Below are 16,339 nucleotides of genomic sequence, written 5' to 3' on the forward strand. Positions count from 1 at the left end.
AGAGAGGGCTTGAGGGCCTGGTTGGTGAGTGACATGTTCAAATTGCGTACAAATCTGATGTGGTATAGCGGTTGGCATGCCAATGCGGCCAACCTCGCCGTGGTCCGTTTGATGCAAATATGCATGCATGCGGACGATGCATCAGACACCGCCGCATGCATCAACAGTGCTCAGCTTTGCCCGCCACGCGCCAACGTACGCGCCACCGTGGACTGATGAATGCCCAGGCACTTGGCGATTTCGCGCTGCCGCCAGCCCGCGGCGGCGTACTGGCGGATCAGCAACTGGCGCTCGGCCAACGCTACCTGCTTGGCCGTACGCTCGTCTTCCGGCTCCGGGATCTGCCAGCCGGTGTGGAATTCGCCGTCTTTCACCAGCCACCACCACTGGATGCAACGCGGTAAAGGCTCGTGTAGCCCGCGATGCGTTCGCTGCAGGCGCAAGCCGCCGCCAATCTCTGCCGGCGCACACGTATCGGGCGTGAGGCAGACCTCGTGCATGCGATGCGCCAGATGTTGCTGACAAAAGCGGTCACCCGCTTTGCCGTTGGCCGCAAACAACACCAAGGCGATGCCGCGCTTGTCCAGGTCTTGCAGCACCAGCTCGACGCGTACCTTGTCGTGAGGTGGCGACTTGCTATCGCTGAACCAGCTCAGCATGTCATCCACGATCACTACCTTGGTACCGGGCCGCAGCGAGGCCAGCAAGGCATTGCGGCCTTCTGCGCTATCAAGCTGTATTGACTCGTCTTGTTGCTGGGCGCGGTGATAGAGGTGTAGGTGCTGGCGCGTATCGGCAGCCGTCCAGTCCGCATCGTAGCTTTGCAGGGCGGCCACGTAGGCGGCATCGGCGGGCAGCAGGCCGTTACTCACCAGCAGCAAGGTATCGACCGCGCCTTGGGTCTGAAACGGCCCCAAGTCGACGTCACTGGCCAGTGAACGCGCCAGCAGATACATGAACTCGCGCCACGCCGCACCGGGCTGGTGCCGGAACACGGTGATCTCGCCGGGGTAGATCAAGCCCTGCATCAGGTACGGCGGGGTGTGCCGGGCCAAGGCGGCCAACTCGTCCAGTGTGCTGAGTTGAAACTGGCTGACACGATGAAACTCGTCTTTGGGGGATGCCATCATGCCTCCTCCTGTTCGGTGGCGGCCTGCTGCGCGGCGGTACTACGACGTGCCATCAGCTTGGCCGCCCACGCGACCACCTCGGCTTCCACCCAGCGCACGGCCGCACGACGGCTGCTGCCCAAGCGAATCGGCTCCGGAAAGTCTGGCTGTTCGTACACAAAACTCTTTTTGAATCCGATGATCTCGGTGACGCGGGCCAAGGTAATCAGGCGCAAGGGCGGTGGCGTGTCGGGCGCAATCGGTGGTGCACAGCTCACCGTCAGGCGGCTGGCGTAGCGCGGCGGCTTCTTCACCGGGGTGCCATCGTGGTGGCGGATGCGCACCGGCACGGTATGGCGATGCGGGTCCAGCACCGTGTGCACACCATTAGGCAATACGTCATGGTACAGGCCAGGGCGTACCGGGTCCTGCACGATATAGCGGCGGCCATCTTTCGGTACCGGTTTGAACAGCGCCGCGTACTCGGCACTGACCAGTACCAAGGTACCGGCCGGGCTTTGTGCAATACGGGCCATGATGACGTCGCGGCACAAGGTTGGCCGCAAGGTGGCGGGTTTGGCGGTATGGGACATGGTGTTTCCTTTGCAGTGGGGTTACAGGAGCCGGAATGACAAACGCCAACCAGCCCGGTTAGGGTTAGTTGGCGTCATTCGGTCCTGCCCGCTACTGCAGCGGATTCAAGCCATGCTTCAGCGGTGCTGAAGGATCGCCTCGACAATAAAGCAGTGTCGATTCAAAGACATCCGTGTGGATGTCGGGAGTATTCTTTGCCCGCATGGAGCGGGTTGTCAATGTAAATTCAGCTTTGCGATAAACAATACGCCTGCCAATCCGCCAGCAGACTGACACGCTTGTCGTAGAAGTCGGAGCGCAGATACGCTGCCGCCACTGCGTCCGGCAGCCGATGCGCCAACGCTTGCTCGCAGACCTCAAACGGGTAAGTCGTCTGCTCGCCCGCCCAGCAGCGAAAGGTCGACCTAAAGCCATGCACGGTGATATCCGCATAGCCCAGCCGCCGCAGCAGCATGGACATCGCCATATTCGACAGCGGCTTGTCCTTCCGAGCATTGCCAAACACAAACGTCGGGCCGCTAAAACCACGCACGCAATGCAAAATCTCCACGGCCCGTTCGCTCAGCGGCACACGGTGGGCAACACCCGCTTTCATGCGCTGCTTGGGAATGGTCCACATTTTCTTATCGAAGTCGATTTCGTCCCAACGTGCGCCGACCACCTCGCCAGTGCGTGACGCACACAAAATCAAAAACTCCAGCGCAAGCCGGCTGACGCCATCATCTTCACGCAAGCGAGTCAGAAAGCCGGGTAGCTCGTCGTAGGGCAGCGAGGCGAAATGCCTTCTACGATCAGCCCGCAGTTTGGGCAAGCGGTGCTCCAACAAACCCTTATAGCGAGCCGGATTGTCGCCTTGGCGATAGCCGTTGGCCGTGGCCCAATCCATGATAGTTTCGATGCGGCCCCGTAAGCGGGTGGCGGTTTCAGTCTTGTGCTGCCAAATCGGTTCCAGCACCGCAACCACCATACCGCTATCGATGTCGGTAATGGGCAAGTCCCCAAACACCGGATAAGCATACTGGGCAAGGGAATTCGTCCACTGCTGGGCATGCTTGGCATTGCGCCAGCTGGGCCGCGCCAACGCGATATAGGCTTCGGCGCAGTCTCGAAACGTCCTCGAGGGCGATACGGGCGCGGCGGCGACAGGCTGGCTGGGCTTACGATGCGCAGCCAGGTCGTCACCCCGAGCGCGAGCTTCCCGCAACTGCTGCGCCAATTCGCGGGCTAACTGCAAAGTGGTCGCAGGGTACGCTCCAAGCCCTACAGACTTGGCCTTGCCAGTATCCATGTAGCGAAACAGCCAACTGGCCGCACCATTCTTATTGATACTGAGGTATAAGCCCTCGCCATCACCGAGCAGGGCGTTCTTTGGGGTAGAAAAAGCGAGTTGCTCAATCTGTTTGATCCGTGCGCGAATTCGGGTATCCGTGAGTTTGTTTCTGGCCATCTTTATCACCATGCCTGCAGGTTGAAAGGAGCGCCTTACTATCAAATCACATATCAAATCCGCACGGCTGGCGGCGGTTTTGAGCGGAAAATGGCGGAATTCATCCGGCACACAAGCTGTTGAATTTGCGCAACAAAACAGAAAAATGGATGATGGCGCACTTGAGTAAAATCGACACCGCTTCCGCCAGAATGAGTAAAACACTAATCCCCATTAAAACGCGTTAATTAGCTTGAGAGTCAAGCTAGGCGCAGTTTAGTGGGGATTTTTGTTTTTCCGCTATTTGTTCTTAATGCGGTTTAGTGCGTTTCACTTTGCCCCGCAACTGCCCCACAAAATGCGTTGTCGCTACTGCACTTCGATTGCTCATCTACCCACGCCTGCAACGCCGTCAGCTGCTCGGCGTTTTCCCTGCAGCTGAGGTAGTTGGCCGCAATAGGGGTAGCAGGCGCTACAGTCTAAGTCGCCAACTTAGTCACGCTATTGTTCTGGCAGGCCGATTACAGCATGTCTGGCAGGGTGTTGCGTTGACTGTGCCGGATTTCGCTGGGGGTATGGCCGTAGCGGAGCTTGAATACCCGGGAAAAGTGCGATTGATCGTTAAAGCCCCACTGATAGGCGATCTGGGCCAGAGAGCGTTTCGGGTGACGTGCCAGTGTCTGGCGCGCGCCCTCTAGCCGTTGTTCACGTAACCACTGGCTGAAGGTCTGGCCGGTATCGCCAAACAAGTCGTGCAGGTAACGTGTAGAGATGCGGCAGGCACGGGCAATCTGCTCCGGGTTTAGCGTGGTTTCGGCCAAGTGGTGGCGTACGTATTGCTCGATGCGTTGCAGATGCGCCGCGCGCACACTGGAGGTGTGTGTGCCGAGTACTGCCGGGTTATGTTCTGCACAGGCCGCAAACAACTCCAGTAGTTGCTGGCCAATCAGTGGATGAGCGGGTTCGTCTCCTTGTTCCAGCTGCATGCCCACCTGGTTCAGATAGCTGGTAAACAGGGCACCCATGCCTTGGCTGCCGTCCAGTGTCAGGGCGCAGTAGCGCTCGGGCTGGCGCAGGTGGCGCCGCAGCAGGCGGCCGGGTATTTTCAGTACCCACAGGTTGTTGGCGCGCTGATAGCTGAATTCGTAGGGATCATGGCTGCGTTCCAGGATAAAGTGCCCGGCTGGGCAGTGGGCGTCACGCCCCATCTGGCTGAAGCGGATGGGATTTTGTCGCGGTAGTGACACCAGAAACTGCTCTTCCTGTTCGGTGTGATCGGGCTTTTGCCGCCGATAGGCAATGGGGCTGGAGCTCAGGCGCGACAGCGACAAGTCTCCCAGTTGCCAGCTGCTCAGGCAGGCTTCGAAGCTGGCGGCATCGGCATAAGCCAGTTGCAGGTCGAAATAGGTGGTGCGGATCACGTCCTGCCAATGCCGTGCCCGCTCGGCAGGATGGTGGCCGCTAGTGCTGTAATGCTGTTTCATGTGTCTCTCCTCTCCGATGCACGTCGGGAAGTCTTCGCCGGTCGTCATGGCAACCGGTTCTGCGACGTGGCTGCCGGCACGGGGCCGGCAGCATTCACATGCCTGCTTTGTCAGACAATCATCATGACTTATTCTTGCCAGCGTGTCAGACGATAGGTGCCCGATGTGTGTAACTCTGCTTGCCAGCCGGGCCGGATCACCACAGTGGTGGTGGGTTCCTCAATAACGGCAGGGCCAAGGATCCGGCTGCCGGCCAGCAAGCTCTCGCCGCGATAGACCGGTGTTTCGACCCAACGGCCGCTGTCGTCAAACAACATGGCGCGGAAACCGTCGTGGGCGCGCTGTATGCTGCTGGCGTCGATGGCCAGGGTGGGTAGTGCCGGTTTGTCTACCAGACCGCTCAGGGTGCATTCCAGATTGACCAGCTCTACCGGGTTGTACGGTTCGCTGTAGGTGAACAGTGCCTCGTGCCGGGCATGGAAGGCATCAAGAATAGTTGCCACGCTAGCGGCGTCCAGCGTGCCGCCGGCAATCTCTACCGTACATTCGTGAATCTGCCCCTGGTAGCGCATTTCCACGCTGCGGTGGCTGCGGATGTCGGCGTCGTCAAAGCCGTCGTCGCGCAACAGCTGGCGGCCACGCTGCTCCATGTCGGCAAATAGCCTGTTCAGCTCAGACAGGTCTGCTTCGCGGTGCAGATGCATGGGGGAGCTGGCCAGGAAGTTGTATTTCACGTCCGAAATGACCTGACCAAAGGCACACAGGCAGGAGGCGGACTTGGGTACCAGCACGGTTTCGACACCCAGTTCTTCGGCCAGCGCCGTGATGTGCATGCCGGTAGCGCCACCGGCACAGATCAGGGCAAAGTCACGCGGGTCGTAGCCTTGTTCGATAGAGATACGGCGAATGCCATTGGCCATATTCATGTTCACCAGCGTATTGATGCCAAAGGCAGCCCGCTCCACGCTGATGTCCAGCGGCCCGGCAACGTTGGCCGCAATGGCTTGCCGTGCCTTCGCCTGATCAAGGCGGATGGTGCCGCCGAGCACGGCATTGGGGCGCAGATAGCCCAGTGCCAGGTTGCCGTCGGTCACCGTGGCGTGCTCGCCGCCTTTGCCGTAGCAGGCCGGGCCGGGGGTGGCACCGGCGCTGTGCGGGCCGACTTCCAGCATGCCGAACGGGTTGATATGGGCAATCGAGCCGCCGCCGGCACCCAGTGTTTCGACGTGGATCATCGGTACGCCGATGCGGTGGCGCAGAAAGTCAAAGTTGCGGTTCAGCTGCGTCTGGCCGCCTTTGGCCAGTGTGATGTCAAACGAGGTGCCGCCCATGTCGACGGTGATCACGTTATCGATACCGAATGGCTGCGCAATGTACAGGCCAGCTTGCGGGGCCGAGGCCGGGCCGGAATTGATGGCGTTGACCGCCCGTTCCCGCATCACGCTGCCCAGTGCGAGGCCGCCGTTGCTCTGGTAGTAGCGTACCGGGGCGCGGGCGCCTAGCTCGGCAAAGAACTGGTCAATGCGTTGTACGTAGCGCCCCATCACCGGGCTGAGATAGGCGTTGACGACCGTGGTGGAGGTACGGGTGTACTCACGCACCTGCGGGTAGACTTCGCTGCCGCAGCAAACAAACACACCGGGCAAGTGCTGTGCTAGCAGTTCACGCGCACGGCGCTCGTGGGCCGGGTTGCGTACCGACCAGACAAAACTGATGGCTACGCTCTGTACCTGCTCGGCGCGGAATACGTCGATGGCGGCCAGAATGTCGTCCTCGTTCAGCGGGGTATGCTCGCTGCCGTCTGACAGGATGCGGCCACGCACGGCACGGCGCAGCTGGCGCGGTACCAACTGGGGCGCCGGCGGGTAGCTGGCATCGTAGCGGTAGCCTTCTTCTTTGTGCCCCAGGCGGATCTCGATACTGTCTTCGTGGCCCGCGGTACACAGCAGGCCCACCTTGACGCCTTTCAGTTCGATCAGCGCGTTCAGCGCTACCGTCGTGCCATTGATGCACAAGTCGCACTGCTGCACGATCTGACTGACGGGCATGTCCAGCGCTTCGGCCATCTGCTGTAAACCGGCGGCAATCGCACGGGTGCCATCGTCCGGTGTGGATGGGCTTTTGAACAGGCGCAGCGGGCCATCTTTCTCTGCCAGTACAAAATCGGTAAAGGTACCGCCGGCGTCTACACCCAAACGGAATCGCTGTTTCATGCCTGTACTCCTTGCTGGTTCATGCGCTCGCGTAGTGTTGCAGTGGCATGGTGGTCGATATGTTGGCCGCAACGGTCGAGAATGACGCCGTATTCGCATTGTGCTGCCTCGACGGATACCAGGCCGTTTTGCACGTCACGCAGTACGGCTTCGGCCGGGCGCTGCCAGGGCAGGCCGTAGCCGCCGCCGCCCGGATTCACATTGCGGGCGCGCTCGCCCGGCTGGATGGTGGTCATGACGTTCTGGCGGTACAGGATCTGTCCGTCGGCCTTGTCGATTTCCAGCCGCCCCAGCTTGCGTTCTGGCAGGGCGTCTACGGCACCTGCGGCACCCATGGTGCCGATCTGGCGGCCTTCGCCAAAGGCAATAATGGTCATTTCATGGCCGATGGGTTCAACCTCCCAGACCGTGCCGCTGCCGCCGCGATAGCGCCCGGCGCCGCCGCTGTCTTCCTGCAGGCCGTAGCGGTGAATGATGATGGGGTAGGCATACTCCAGCAGCTCGATATCGCCAGAGCTCAGGGCGCCGAAGCAGCACAAGGGGCCGCAGGCGTGCCAGCCGTCCATGTGCCGGGTAGCACCAGCGCCAGAAATGATGGAAGCCAGCACCATGGTCACGTATTGCTCGCCGGTAGCCGGGTTGATACCGGCGATATTGATGCCGCTGGCGTGCCCCCAGGAGGCGGTAACGCGCTCCGGCGCGGCAGCTTCAAATGCCATGCGCACTGCGTCGGTCAGCGTTTCCATCGGTGTGGTGGTACAGTTCACGTGCGGGGCGGGTTCCATCGCATTGCACAAGGTGCCCTGCGGCCCCAGATCCACGCTGACACAGCGGTACAGGCCTTCGTTGTACGGGGGCGGCACCTGGGCAAACATCATCAGCCCCAGGTAGATGCCGGACATCGAGTTGCCAGCGTAGGAGTTGATGAAGTAGGGCACTTGCGGCGGGCTATCCACCCGGATATGCACACTGTCGTCTTGTACGGTGGCGGTGGTGCGGATGGTGAGTGCACCCAGGCCGTGGCCAGCGTCTTCCAGCACGGCTTCGCCGTGGTAGATACCGTCGGGAATGGAGCGGATCAACGAGCGCATGTGGCGGTCGGCCATGTCCTTCAGTTCGGCAATGGCGGCCTGCACGGTGTCGATGCCGTATTTGTCCAGCAGGGCAATCAGGTTGCGTTCGCCTACCCGGCAGGCGCCAAACTGTGCGTTAAGGTCGCCTTCCTGGGCGCGGCGCGCGCGCATATTGCTCAGCAGCAGGTTCACTACGTCGTCACGGCGGCGGCCTTTGTCCCATAGTTTTACCGGCGGAATGCGCAAGCCTTCGGCGTAGATTTCCTTGGCCGCCGGGTTGTAACCGGCGGGTACCGGGCCTCCGATGTCGGTCAGGTGGCCCTTGCACACAGTCCAGAACACCAGCTTGCCATGGTAAAACACCGGTTTGTACATGCAGCAGTCCAGAATGTGGCTGCCCTGATAGGCCGGGTCGTTGTGGTAGATCACGTCGCCTTCGTGAATGTCGTCGCCAAAATAGCCGGCCACGGCTTTCATGGCCGGAATCAGCGACCCCAGGTGGATGGGGATATCCTGACCCTGCAGGATCATTTCCGGTAAGTGGTCAAACAGCGCATTGCTGTAGTCGTGTGCCAGGTTGAATACGCTGGAGCGGCCGGTTTTTTCCAGCGTCAGCGTCATTTCTCGCTGCGTGGTTTCCAGCGCGCCACGAATCACCGCCAGCGTAATCGGGTCGACCCGGCCGGGGTTCGGGTTGGCTTGCGTCATGGTGTGTCTCCGTAGTGCCTGCGGCTTCAAGGTTGGCCGCCAGGTCGGTGTGTCCGGCAATATGCCGGCCCGCAGGCTTACGTTAAGCCCTTGCCGAGGGGGCGGCTTGCACCAGCGTGCAGAATGTTTTGTCTGTGCGTGCAGAAGAAAAAAGCCCCGCAAGGCGGGGCAAAAGGGGAGGAGCAAGACAAAAACAGGGTTTACGCGTCGCGCGTGGCCGTGTGGCCAACAGTGTGTGGCTGGCATTGCAGGCGGTAGAGCAGGGTTGCTGCCAGGAAGGTCGCTGGTGCAGACCAGCCGGTCAGCGCGCCACCGACTTCCATCATCGCAATACCGATACCGGTGGCCACAAACCAGCTGATCATGCCTTCGCGGCGTATGGCCAGCGGCGGGCTGGTCGGGGTGGCCGGCAGCCCGGACAGGATGTGCGCCAGCGCAATGCCGACCCAGGCCACCACGAAGATGCCCTGGTATGCCAGCGCCTGCAGGATGACGCTGAACACATTGCCCAGCATCAGGACATAGACAATGGTGCCTACCACCACGCCGCAGACCATCTTGGGTACGTGCAGGCCGGTCAGACGTTCGAAAAAGCTCTGCATATTGATGGTGGCCAGGTAAAAGTTGGCGGTATTGATGCGAGTCTGGCTCACCCACACGAACGCCAGCCCGGCAAAGCCCATCAGTTTGAGCAGGGCCAGTACGACAGAGACTTCGCTGATGCCACCACCAGTGGGAATGCTGGCAGCCAGGAAAATGCCTGCGACGCCATTAATGAGGAAAGTGAACAGGTAAAAGGGCAGGCCGAAGTTGATACGGGCGTGGAAGTCGCTGTCCTCGGTTTTGCCAAAACGGGCGTAATCCCAGGTGTACATCATCAGGATCCATACCCCCATGAAGTAGGTGAAGCAACTCCACCAGCCATCTGCCGGCATGCCTGTCGCCGGCCCCAGCTGCAACCAGGCATCACTGTAGCCGTACTCGCTGATGGTGAGTGCTACCGCTGCGGCCAACCCCAGCAGGTAAAACGGCAGCAGCACCCCGTTGAATTTGTCCAGCCAGCGCTGCACTGACCCGAAAACCAGCGGTACGCTATAGACCACTACTAGCAAGTAGGCCTGCTGCAGACTGAGCGAGGGGAAGTAGCTCTGGATGGCTACCGCAATGACCGACCCTTCGAAAACCGCGTAGTAAATGGCCGTAGCAAAAAAGATGAGGGTGGCCAGTGCCGAGCCGGACTGACCGAACAGCGTGCGTGAGAACAGCGCTACCGATAGCCCGCTATGAATGGCGTAGCGCGTAATGACCGCATTGATCGCGCTGTAACAGACAGCAGACAACACCAGGCCGATTAGCGTATTGACCGTGCCGTAATGCAGCGCCAATGTTGCTGAAACCACCAGCCAGAACATGGCACTGCAAACCGACCACCAGGCCATGGAAAGCCCGAGCCGGCCCATGCGAGCCGCTGCCGGTACCGGGCCGCGGGTAAAGTCCGGATCAGATTGCTGATCCGGTGAGGGGATAAGGGTAGCCACGATTGTCTCCTTTAGATGTGTTGTGTGCCCGAAGGCTGTTGGCATCGTAGGAACAAGCGTGGCCAGCTGATAGCACGCCAGCGCAGGGTTTGTTGACTGAGGCTGAAGAGAGTACAGGGCCGTGCAGACTGCTTCACCCTGCCGGGGTGTTCCCGCCATGGGGCCGCTGTTCTGACAGGCGCCATGGCGGGTAAAAGACGCTCAAGCTTCCGTGAAATCCATCTCTGGCGGGTTATGTCGGAAGCCATGCGTGAGATAGGCCAGATAGGCCATGCCCAGGCCTAACCAGATCAGACCCAATGTCAGTGCTTTGCTGTCCAGGCTGATCAATAGCCACAAGTCCAGCAAAGCCCCCAGTGCGGGCAGCAGCAAGTAGAGGATGAAATCCTTTGGCGCCGGGCGGCTACGTTTCAGGTAAAAATGGGCGATCACGGCCAGGTTGATGCAGCTGAAGGCCATGAATGCGCCAAAGTTGATGAAAGAAACCGAGGTGGTCACGTCCATGAAAAGGGCGAGTAGCGCAACCAGACCACATAGCAGAATAGCGGTAACCGGTGTCTGGAAGCGCGGGCTCAGCGTGCCGAACAGGGCTTTGGGCAGCACGCCATCGCGCCCCATGGCATACAGCAAACGTGAGGCGCTGGCCTGCGCCGACAGGCCGGAGGCAAACTGGCCGATGATCAGGCCTATCAGGAAAATGGACACGAAAATATCACCGCCGATGTTCTTGGCGATTTCTGACGCAGCGGCATCAGTAGAAACAAACTGGTAACCAGGATGCGCCAGTTGTACCGCGTAGGCGGTAAGCACAAAGATACCGCCACCCAACAGGGTAATCAGCATGATGGCGCGGGGGATGACTTGCTTGGGGTTGATGGTTTCTTCGGTCAGGGTGGTGACTGCGTCAAAGCCGAGAAACGAGTAGCAGGCAATCGCCGCACCGGCCAGCAGCAGCCCATGTGGGACGTTGGCCTGATAAAAGGGTGCCAGGCTAAACAGCGATTTGCTCGGGTCGCCCCACACATAATGAAACGCCAACGAGACGAATGCGATCAATACCAGTATCTGGATCAGCATCATTACGTAGTTGACGGTGTTGGCTAGCTTGATGCCAACGATATTGATGGCCGTCGTGATCGTGATGAAAGCCATAATCCACACGGCCATCGGTACCTGCGGGAAGGCGCTGTTCAGATACACCGCACCGAATAGCCAGATCACCATCGGCAAAAACAGATAGTCCAGCAATACTGCCCAGCCAACCAGGAAACCGGCTTTGGGGCTGATGGCTTTACGTACGTAACTGTAGGCGGAGCCAGCCACCGGAAATTCTGCCGCCATCACGCCATAGCTGCGGGCGGTGAGTAGCATGGCCACCAGCGCCAGCAGATAGGCGCCCGCCACGGTGCCGTGGGTGCTGTCTGCCATGATGCCGAAGGTGCCCAGTACGATGATCGGGGTCATGTAGGCCAAGCCGAACAGCACGACCGAACTGAGCGTTAATGATCTTTTTAATGTGCTCATCTATTTCTCCTTTTGGCCTGCCGGCTTCTGAAGGCACGGTCGGGCCGATAATGTAGACATCAGGACATGAGGAAGGCGGAAGCGCCTGCTGCAGTCACACTGGTTTCTCCGGCCAGGGCGATGCGGCGTTGTGACACGTAGTGATAGTCCCGCCGGCTGGTATCCAGCAGCGAGAAGTCCAGCGTGGTGCTGGCCAGCGTCTCGTGGCGATCCAGTAGCAGCTGTGTCTCGCCGCATGGGGTAACCACCATGCTTTCGCCGGCAAACTGCAGCCCGCTACCACTGCCGCAACGGTTTACCATGACCGCAAACAGCTGGTTCTCCATGGCGCGTGCGGTCATGAGGGTGCGATGGACAGGGCCGTAAGGGTCCATATTGCCGTTGGTGACCAGGAGCAGCTCGGCACCTTGGCTGGCGAGTGCTCGGGCAGTTTCCGGGAACTCGATATCAAAGCAGACCAGGATGCCGACTTTGCGCCCGCGCCAGGTGGCTACCGGCAGCTGATCCCCTGCTGAAAAGACACCGACATCCGAGGCCCATAGATGGGTCTTGCGGTAAGCCAGCACAACACCTTCCGGTGCCAGCAGGACGGTGGTGTTATAGAACCGGCCATCCAGCACTTCGGCCAGCCCGATGACTACCGCTACGTTCGCCCGACGCACCGCATGCTGAACGGCGCTCAGCGTCGGGCCATCCAGTGGCTCGGCGATAGCGGCGATCTCCTCTGCCGTGGGGAAGCCCATCAGCGTGGTTTCCGGGAACACAATCAGATCGGTACCCGCCGGGGCGCGGTCAATCAGCGCGAGTACGTGCGCCAGATTGGGGGCGGTGTGGCCATCCGTCAGCGGAATCTGTGCCAACAGTATTTGCAATGTCGTCTCCTTTGGGGTGCGGCCACCGCATGGCGGTGGTCGGCTTGTTTTTTGCTTCTGACTTGTCTTACCCTGCCGCTCTGCAGCAGTGACGGCAGTATAAGAAGCCAGCGTGCGCGGCAACATTACACATGGGGGTTAGCCTCTAAGGGGGAGCGGGATGCTGAACTTGGATGATCTGGCCTGGCACCGGGCCATGGGCACGGTGCTGGACACGCTGGACCGGGAGGATTTTTGGTTGCGCCTTACCCGGCTGCTGGCCGATTACGTCCATTTCAATAGCTGGGTAGCCCTGTGCTTTAGCCAGGACAGCCAGCCCCAGGTGCTGGCAGAGGTACCGCAAGATGATGGCCAGCCAGATATCTTGTTTGCCGAATACCTTCGGGGCTTGTACCTGCTTGACCCGTTTTATATTGACGCGGTGACGCAGCGTAAAGAGGGCTTGGTACGGCTGGACGATGTGGCCCCGGACCGCTTTCGTAGTACCGAATACTACAGCCGCTATTTCCGCCTCAATATCGTGGAAGACGAGGTGCAGATCAATTGCCTGCTGGATGAGCATCGCATGCTGTGCTTGTCGCTGGGGGCCACGCAGCGTTTCAGCCCGGCCGACATGGCTATGCTGGCGGTGGTAAGCCAGTGGTTGATTCCGCTGCTCAAACAGCGCTGGCGGCTGGAGTGTCAGCTCAGGATACAACCCCGGCAGATCCCGCTGCCCGCTGGTACAAAAAGCAGTTTTCAGTTTCCCGGTGTCAATCTCACCGCGCGCGAGCTGGAGATCAGCCAGCTGATGCTCAGCGGGTATTCATCAAAGGGCATAGCACAACGTCTGGGCATTGCCATCGATACGGTGAAAGCACACCGTAAGCATCTTTACAGCAAACTGGGTATCAACTCTCAGGGTGAGCTGTTCTCGCTGTTTCTGAAGGATAGTGCCCGTAGTCTTGGCTAGCGGCTGTGCGAGTTGCTAACACCCTTCCTGATCCTGTGTTGCGCCGCCTTACCGTTCTGGCGGCCTGTTTACACCGGCCCCGCTCTGGCGCAGGTGTATTGCGTGGTTTTCTCTGCTGCATTAGCCAGCAGGGTCATGCTGTGGCATGAATATGGCCGCCCTCTTGTTGGCAGCGGTCATAAAAAATCTGGCAAAAACTGCATGATTTGCGTGTCAGTGCTGCTGTCACACCGGGCTCAGGTAGGGGTGCAGGGTGGCGATGAGGGCTTCGCTACTGGCTTCCAGCTCTGGCAGGCTGGCGGCGGCATCGGCTAGCCGGCCTTCATTGGCGGCCGTTTCCATGCGGCGGCAGTGTGCGGCCAACTGCAGGGCGGCAACCGATAGGCAGCTGCCTTTCAGCGCGTGGGCAGCCATGACGATGGCGGGTAGGTCGCCTTGCTGCACGCCGTGGCGCAAGTCGGCCAGACGAACGGGCATATCGTCCAGAAAAGCAGCGAGCAGCAGCGGCAGGAAACTTTCGTCTCCGTCGCAATTCTTCAGTGCCTGCTGGTACTGAAACACCGGTGTGCTGTCTTGCTCGGGCTGCATGACTGGCGCGGCAGGTGTGTCTGGCTCACCGAGTACACGATGAATCTCTTCCAGCGTACGGGTGGCATCGATGGGCTTGCTGATATAGCCGTCCATGCCCGCTTGCAGATAGCGCTCGCGGTCGCCGCTCATGGCATTGGCAGTGAGGGCAATAATGGGCAGCTTGGCCAGCTGGCCGGCAGCCTGCATGGCTCGGATGTGCTGACAGGCCTCCAGGCCGTCCATGACCGGCATCTGCATATCCATCAGTACCAGGTCAAAGTGTGCAGCTTGCAAGGCGTCCAGAGCCTCTTGGCCATTGTTGACCACGGTAACGTGGTAGCCCCGCCGATGCAGGATGGTTACGGCCAGTTTCTGGTTTACCGGGTTGTCTTCCGCCAGCAGGATGCTGAGGCTTCTTCCAAGTTCACGCACGGTGTGCCGTGTAATCAGCGCAGAAGTCGCGCTGTGGTCGGGGTTCTGTAGCAGACGGATAGTGGTGAGCAGCTCGTCTTGTGATACCGGCTTGGTCAGGTAGCCACGTATGCCCAGTGCCTGGCAGCGTTTGGCATCGCCGCGCTCGCCGGACGAGGTGAGCATGATGACGGTGGCGCTGCGGCGGTCTTCCTGTATCTGCTGGGCAACGTCAAAGCCTGACATGCCGGGCATATGCCCATCCAGCAAAATCAGCGGGTAGGGCTGTTGTGCCAGAAGTTCGAGGGCTTCGAAGCCGTCGGCCGCCAGGGTTGGCCGCATGGACCAGTTTTTCAGCATGGCTTCCAGCCAGCTGCGGTTGGTGGGGTTGTCGTCTACGACCAGCACAGGCATGTCGGCCAGCTCGGTGGGGCGGGGCGGGGCGGGTTGTTCGTCGGCCAGCTGCACCGGTACGCTGAAATGGAACTCCGAGCCGCTACCCGGCGTGCTTTGTACGCTGATGCGGCCACCCAGTAGGTGCACCAGCTTTTGGGTAATGGAAAGCCCAAGGCCGGTGCCACCGTAGCGGCGTGTGGTGCTGTTGTCTGCCTGGGCAAAGGCATCAAAGATGAGTTGCTGTTTTTCCAGCGGGATGCCGATGCCGGTGTCGCGTACGGAAAAGCCCAGCATCACCTGGCCGTCGGCTTGGGCGTCCCCGCTTACCGTGAGTACGACTTCGCCGCTATGGGTGAATTTGATGGCGTTGCCGATCAGGTTGTTCAGTATCTGGCGCAGTCGGGAGGGGTCGGATATCACCCGGTCTTGCAGCTCGGGGCAAATGCGACAGACTACTTCCAGCTGCTGGGTGCTGGCGCGCAGGGCAAAGGGGTAGACGGTTTGCGTGATGAGGTCGCGTATCGAGAACGGTACTGCCTCGATGGTCATTTTGCCCGCTTCAATCTTGGAGAAATCCAGGATGTCATTAATGATGATCAGCAGCGAATCGGCCGATGACTTGACCAGCTCCAGATACTCGCGCTGCTCTGCGGAGAGCTCGGTATCCAGCGTGAGTTCGGTCATGCCGATGACGCCGTTCATCGGCGTGCGGATCTCATGGCTCATATTGGCCAGGAAAGCACTTTTGGCCTCGTTGGCCGCTTCGGCCTGGGCCAGGGCCTGGTCCAGCTCGCGGCTGAGCTGTTCGGCCTCTTCGCGGCGCCTTTCGCTGTGTGACAAGTTGCGGTAGGCCATGGCAGCCATCAGGCTGGCTACCAGCATCAGAATGGCGGCAGTGGAAGCGACCGTGGTGTTGATGGTTTGCAGGCTGCGGTTGCTTTCGTTGGCCTGCTCGGTGAGGCGGCTGTTAGCCCCGATGGTGAGCTCGCGCACGTTTTCGACGATGGCATTCAGGTCTTGTACCAGTTCGCCTGCCGTACGCTGGGTAAAGTAGCCATCACCGGCTGACAGCTTTTTGTCGGTCAGGGCGACCAGCCGGGTGAGGGCTGACATCTGGGTGTTGTACCAGTTGCCGTTTTTGAACAGCAAGCTGTAGCGGTACTCGCTGAGCAGGTTGATGCGCGACACCAGAATGTCGTAGCGCAGCTGCAGTTCGTCCAGGTCTTGCAGCTGGCCGGTAGCAACGGCCACCTTGGCAGCGCCCAGGGTGCGGTAGTAGTCGATGCCCAGCTGTGAGTAGACCCAGACGATATTGTCTTCGCCCTGCTCGGCGAAGTGCTGCATTTCGGACTGCTGCCGGTGGTAAAGCATGCCCACTACCAGCAGGGCTGCAGCCATGAGGATGGCGAGCAGCCATAGCTGGTTACTGACGCGGCGATTGGTGTGGCGTAGGGACACCTGCGTTACTC

At 60.1% G+C, this 16,339-nt stretch carries 11 protein-coding genes; 1 reads left to right on the forward strand and 10 read right to left on the reverse strand.

The window, feature by feature from the left end; translation table 11 throughout:
* Window positions 1–170: 170 nt before the first annotated feature.
* From ACZ9XP_RS10770 to ACZ9XP_RS10810, 9 genes are all read right to left on the reverse strand, one after another.
* Window positions 171–1,130, reverse strand: coding sequence for a helix-turn-helix domain-containing protein (locus ACZ9XP_RS10770; protein WP_465188410.1), 960 nt, complete (start codon window positions 1,128–1,130; stop codon window positions 171–173).
* Window positions 1,127–1,702, reverse strand: a complete 576-nt coding sequence (locus tag ACZ9XP_RS10775; RefSeq protein ID WP_465188411.1) for a helix-turn-helix transcriptional regulator — start codon at window positions 1,700–1,702, stop codon at window positions 1,127–1,129. Before ACZ9XP_RS10775 ends, ACZ9XP_RS10770 begins: the two co-directional genes overlap by 4 nt.
* 227 nt (window positions 1,703–1,929) lie before the next feature.
* Complete coding sequence (locus ACZ9XP_RS10780) at window positions 1,930–3,261, reverse strand: tyrosine-type recombinase/integrase (RefSeq protein ID WP_465188412.1); 1,332 nt, start codon at window positions 3,259–3,261, stop codon at window positions 1,930–1,932.
* A gap of 389 nt (window positions 3,262–3,650) precedes the next feature.
* Window positions 3,651–4,613: an AraC-like ligand-binding domain-containing protein gene (locus tag ACZ9XP_RS10785; RefSeq protein ID WP_147688716.1), complete on the reverse strand. Its 963-nt coding sequence runs from the start codon at window positions 4,611–4,613 to the stop codon at window positions 3,651–3,653.
* 128 nt (window positions 4,614–4,741) lie between these two features.
* Window positions 4,742–6,826, reverse strand: a complete 2,085-nt coding sequence (gene capA, locus ACZ9XP_RS10790) for a caprolactamase subunit alpha (protein WP_147688717.1) — start codon at window positions 6,824–6,826, stop codon at window positions 4,742–4,744.
* Complete coding sequence (capB, locus tag ACZ9XP_RS10795; RefSeq protein WP_465188413.1) at window positions 6,823–8,607, reverse strand: caprolactamase subunit beta; 1,785 nt, start codon at window positions 8,605–8,607, stop codon at window positions 6,823–6,825. Before capB ends, capA begins: the two co-directional genes overlap by 4 nt.
* Before the next feature lie 200 nt (window positions 8,608–8,807).
* On the reverse strand, window positions 8,808–10,145 hold the full coding sequence (locus tag ACZ9XP_RS10800; protein WP_465188414.1) for a purine-cytosine permease family protein: 1,338 nt from the start codon (window positions 10,143–10,145) through the stop codon (window positions 8,808–8,810).
* Between the two features lie 201 nt (window positions 10,146–10,346).
* Window positions 10,347–11,669, reverse strand: coding sequence for an APC family permease (locus ACZ9XP_RS10805; RefSeq protein ID WP_465188415.1), 1,323 nt, complete (start codon window positions 11,667–11,669; stop codon window positions 10,347–10,349).
* Between the two features lie 59 nt (window positions 11,670–11,728).
* Complete coding sequence (locus tag ACZ9XP_RS10810) at window positions 11,729–12,541, reverse strand: carbon-nitrogen hydrolase family protein (protein ID WP_465188416.1); 813 nt, start codon at window positions 12,539–12,541, stop codon at window positions 11,729–11,731.
* Window positions 12,542–12,701: 160 nt separating this feature from the next.
* Between ACZ9XP_RS10810 and ACZ9XP_RS10815 the strand changes: the two genes are divergently transcribed.
* Window positions 12,702–13,493 (forward strand): helix-turn-helix transcriptional regulator, encoded by a 792-nt coding sequence (locus ACZ9XP_RS10815; protein ID WP_465188417.1) that lies wholly within the window; start codon window positions 12,702–12,704, stop codon window positions 13,491–13,493.
* Window positions 13,494–13,718: 225 nt separating this feature from the next.
* Here the strand turns inward: ACZ9XP_RS10815 and ACZ9XP_RS10820 are convergent, their stop codons facing one another.
* Window positions 13,719–16,328 carry a hybrid sensor histidine kinase/response regulator gene (locus ACZ9XP_RS10820; RefSeq protein WP_147688723.1) on the reverse strand — a complete coding sequence of 870 codons (2,610 nt, stop codon included), beginning with the start codon at window positions 16,326–16,328 and terminating at the stop codon, window positions 13,719–13,721.
* Window positions 16,329–16,339: the final 11 nt, after the last annotated feature.

The organism is Vogesella perlucida (assembly GCF_979366545.1).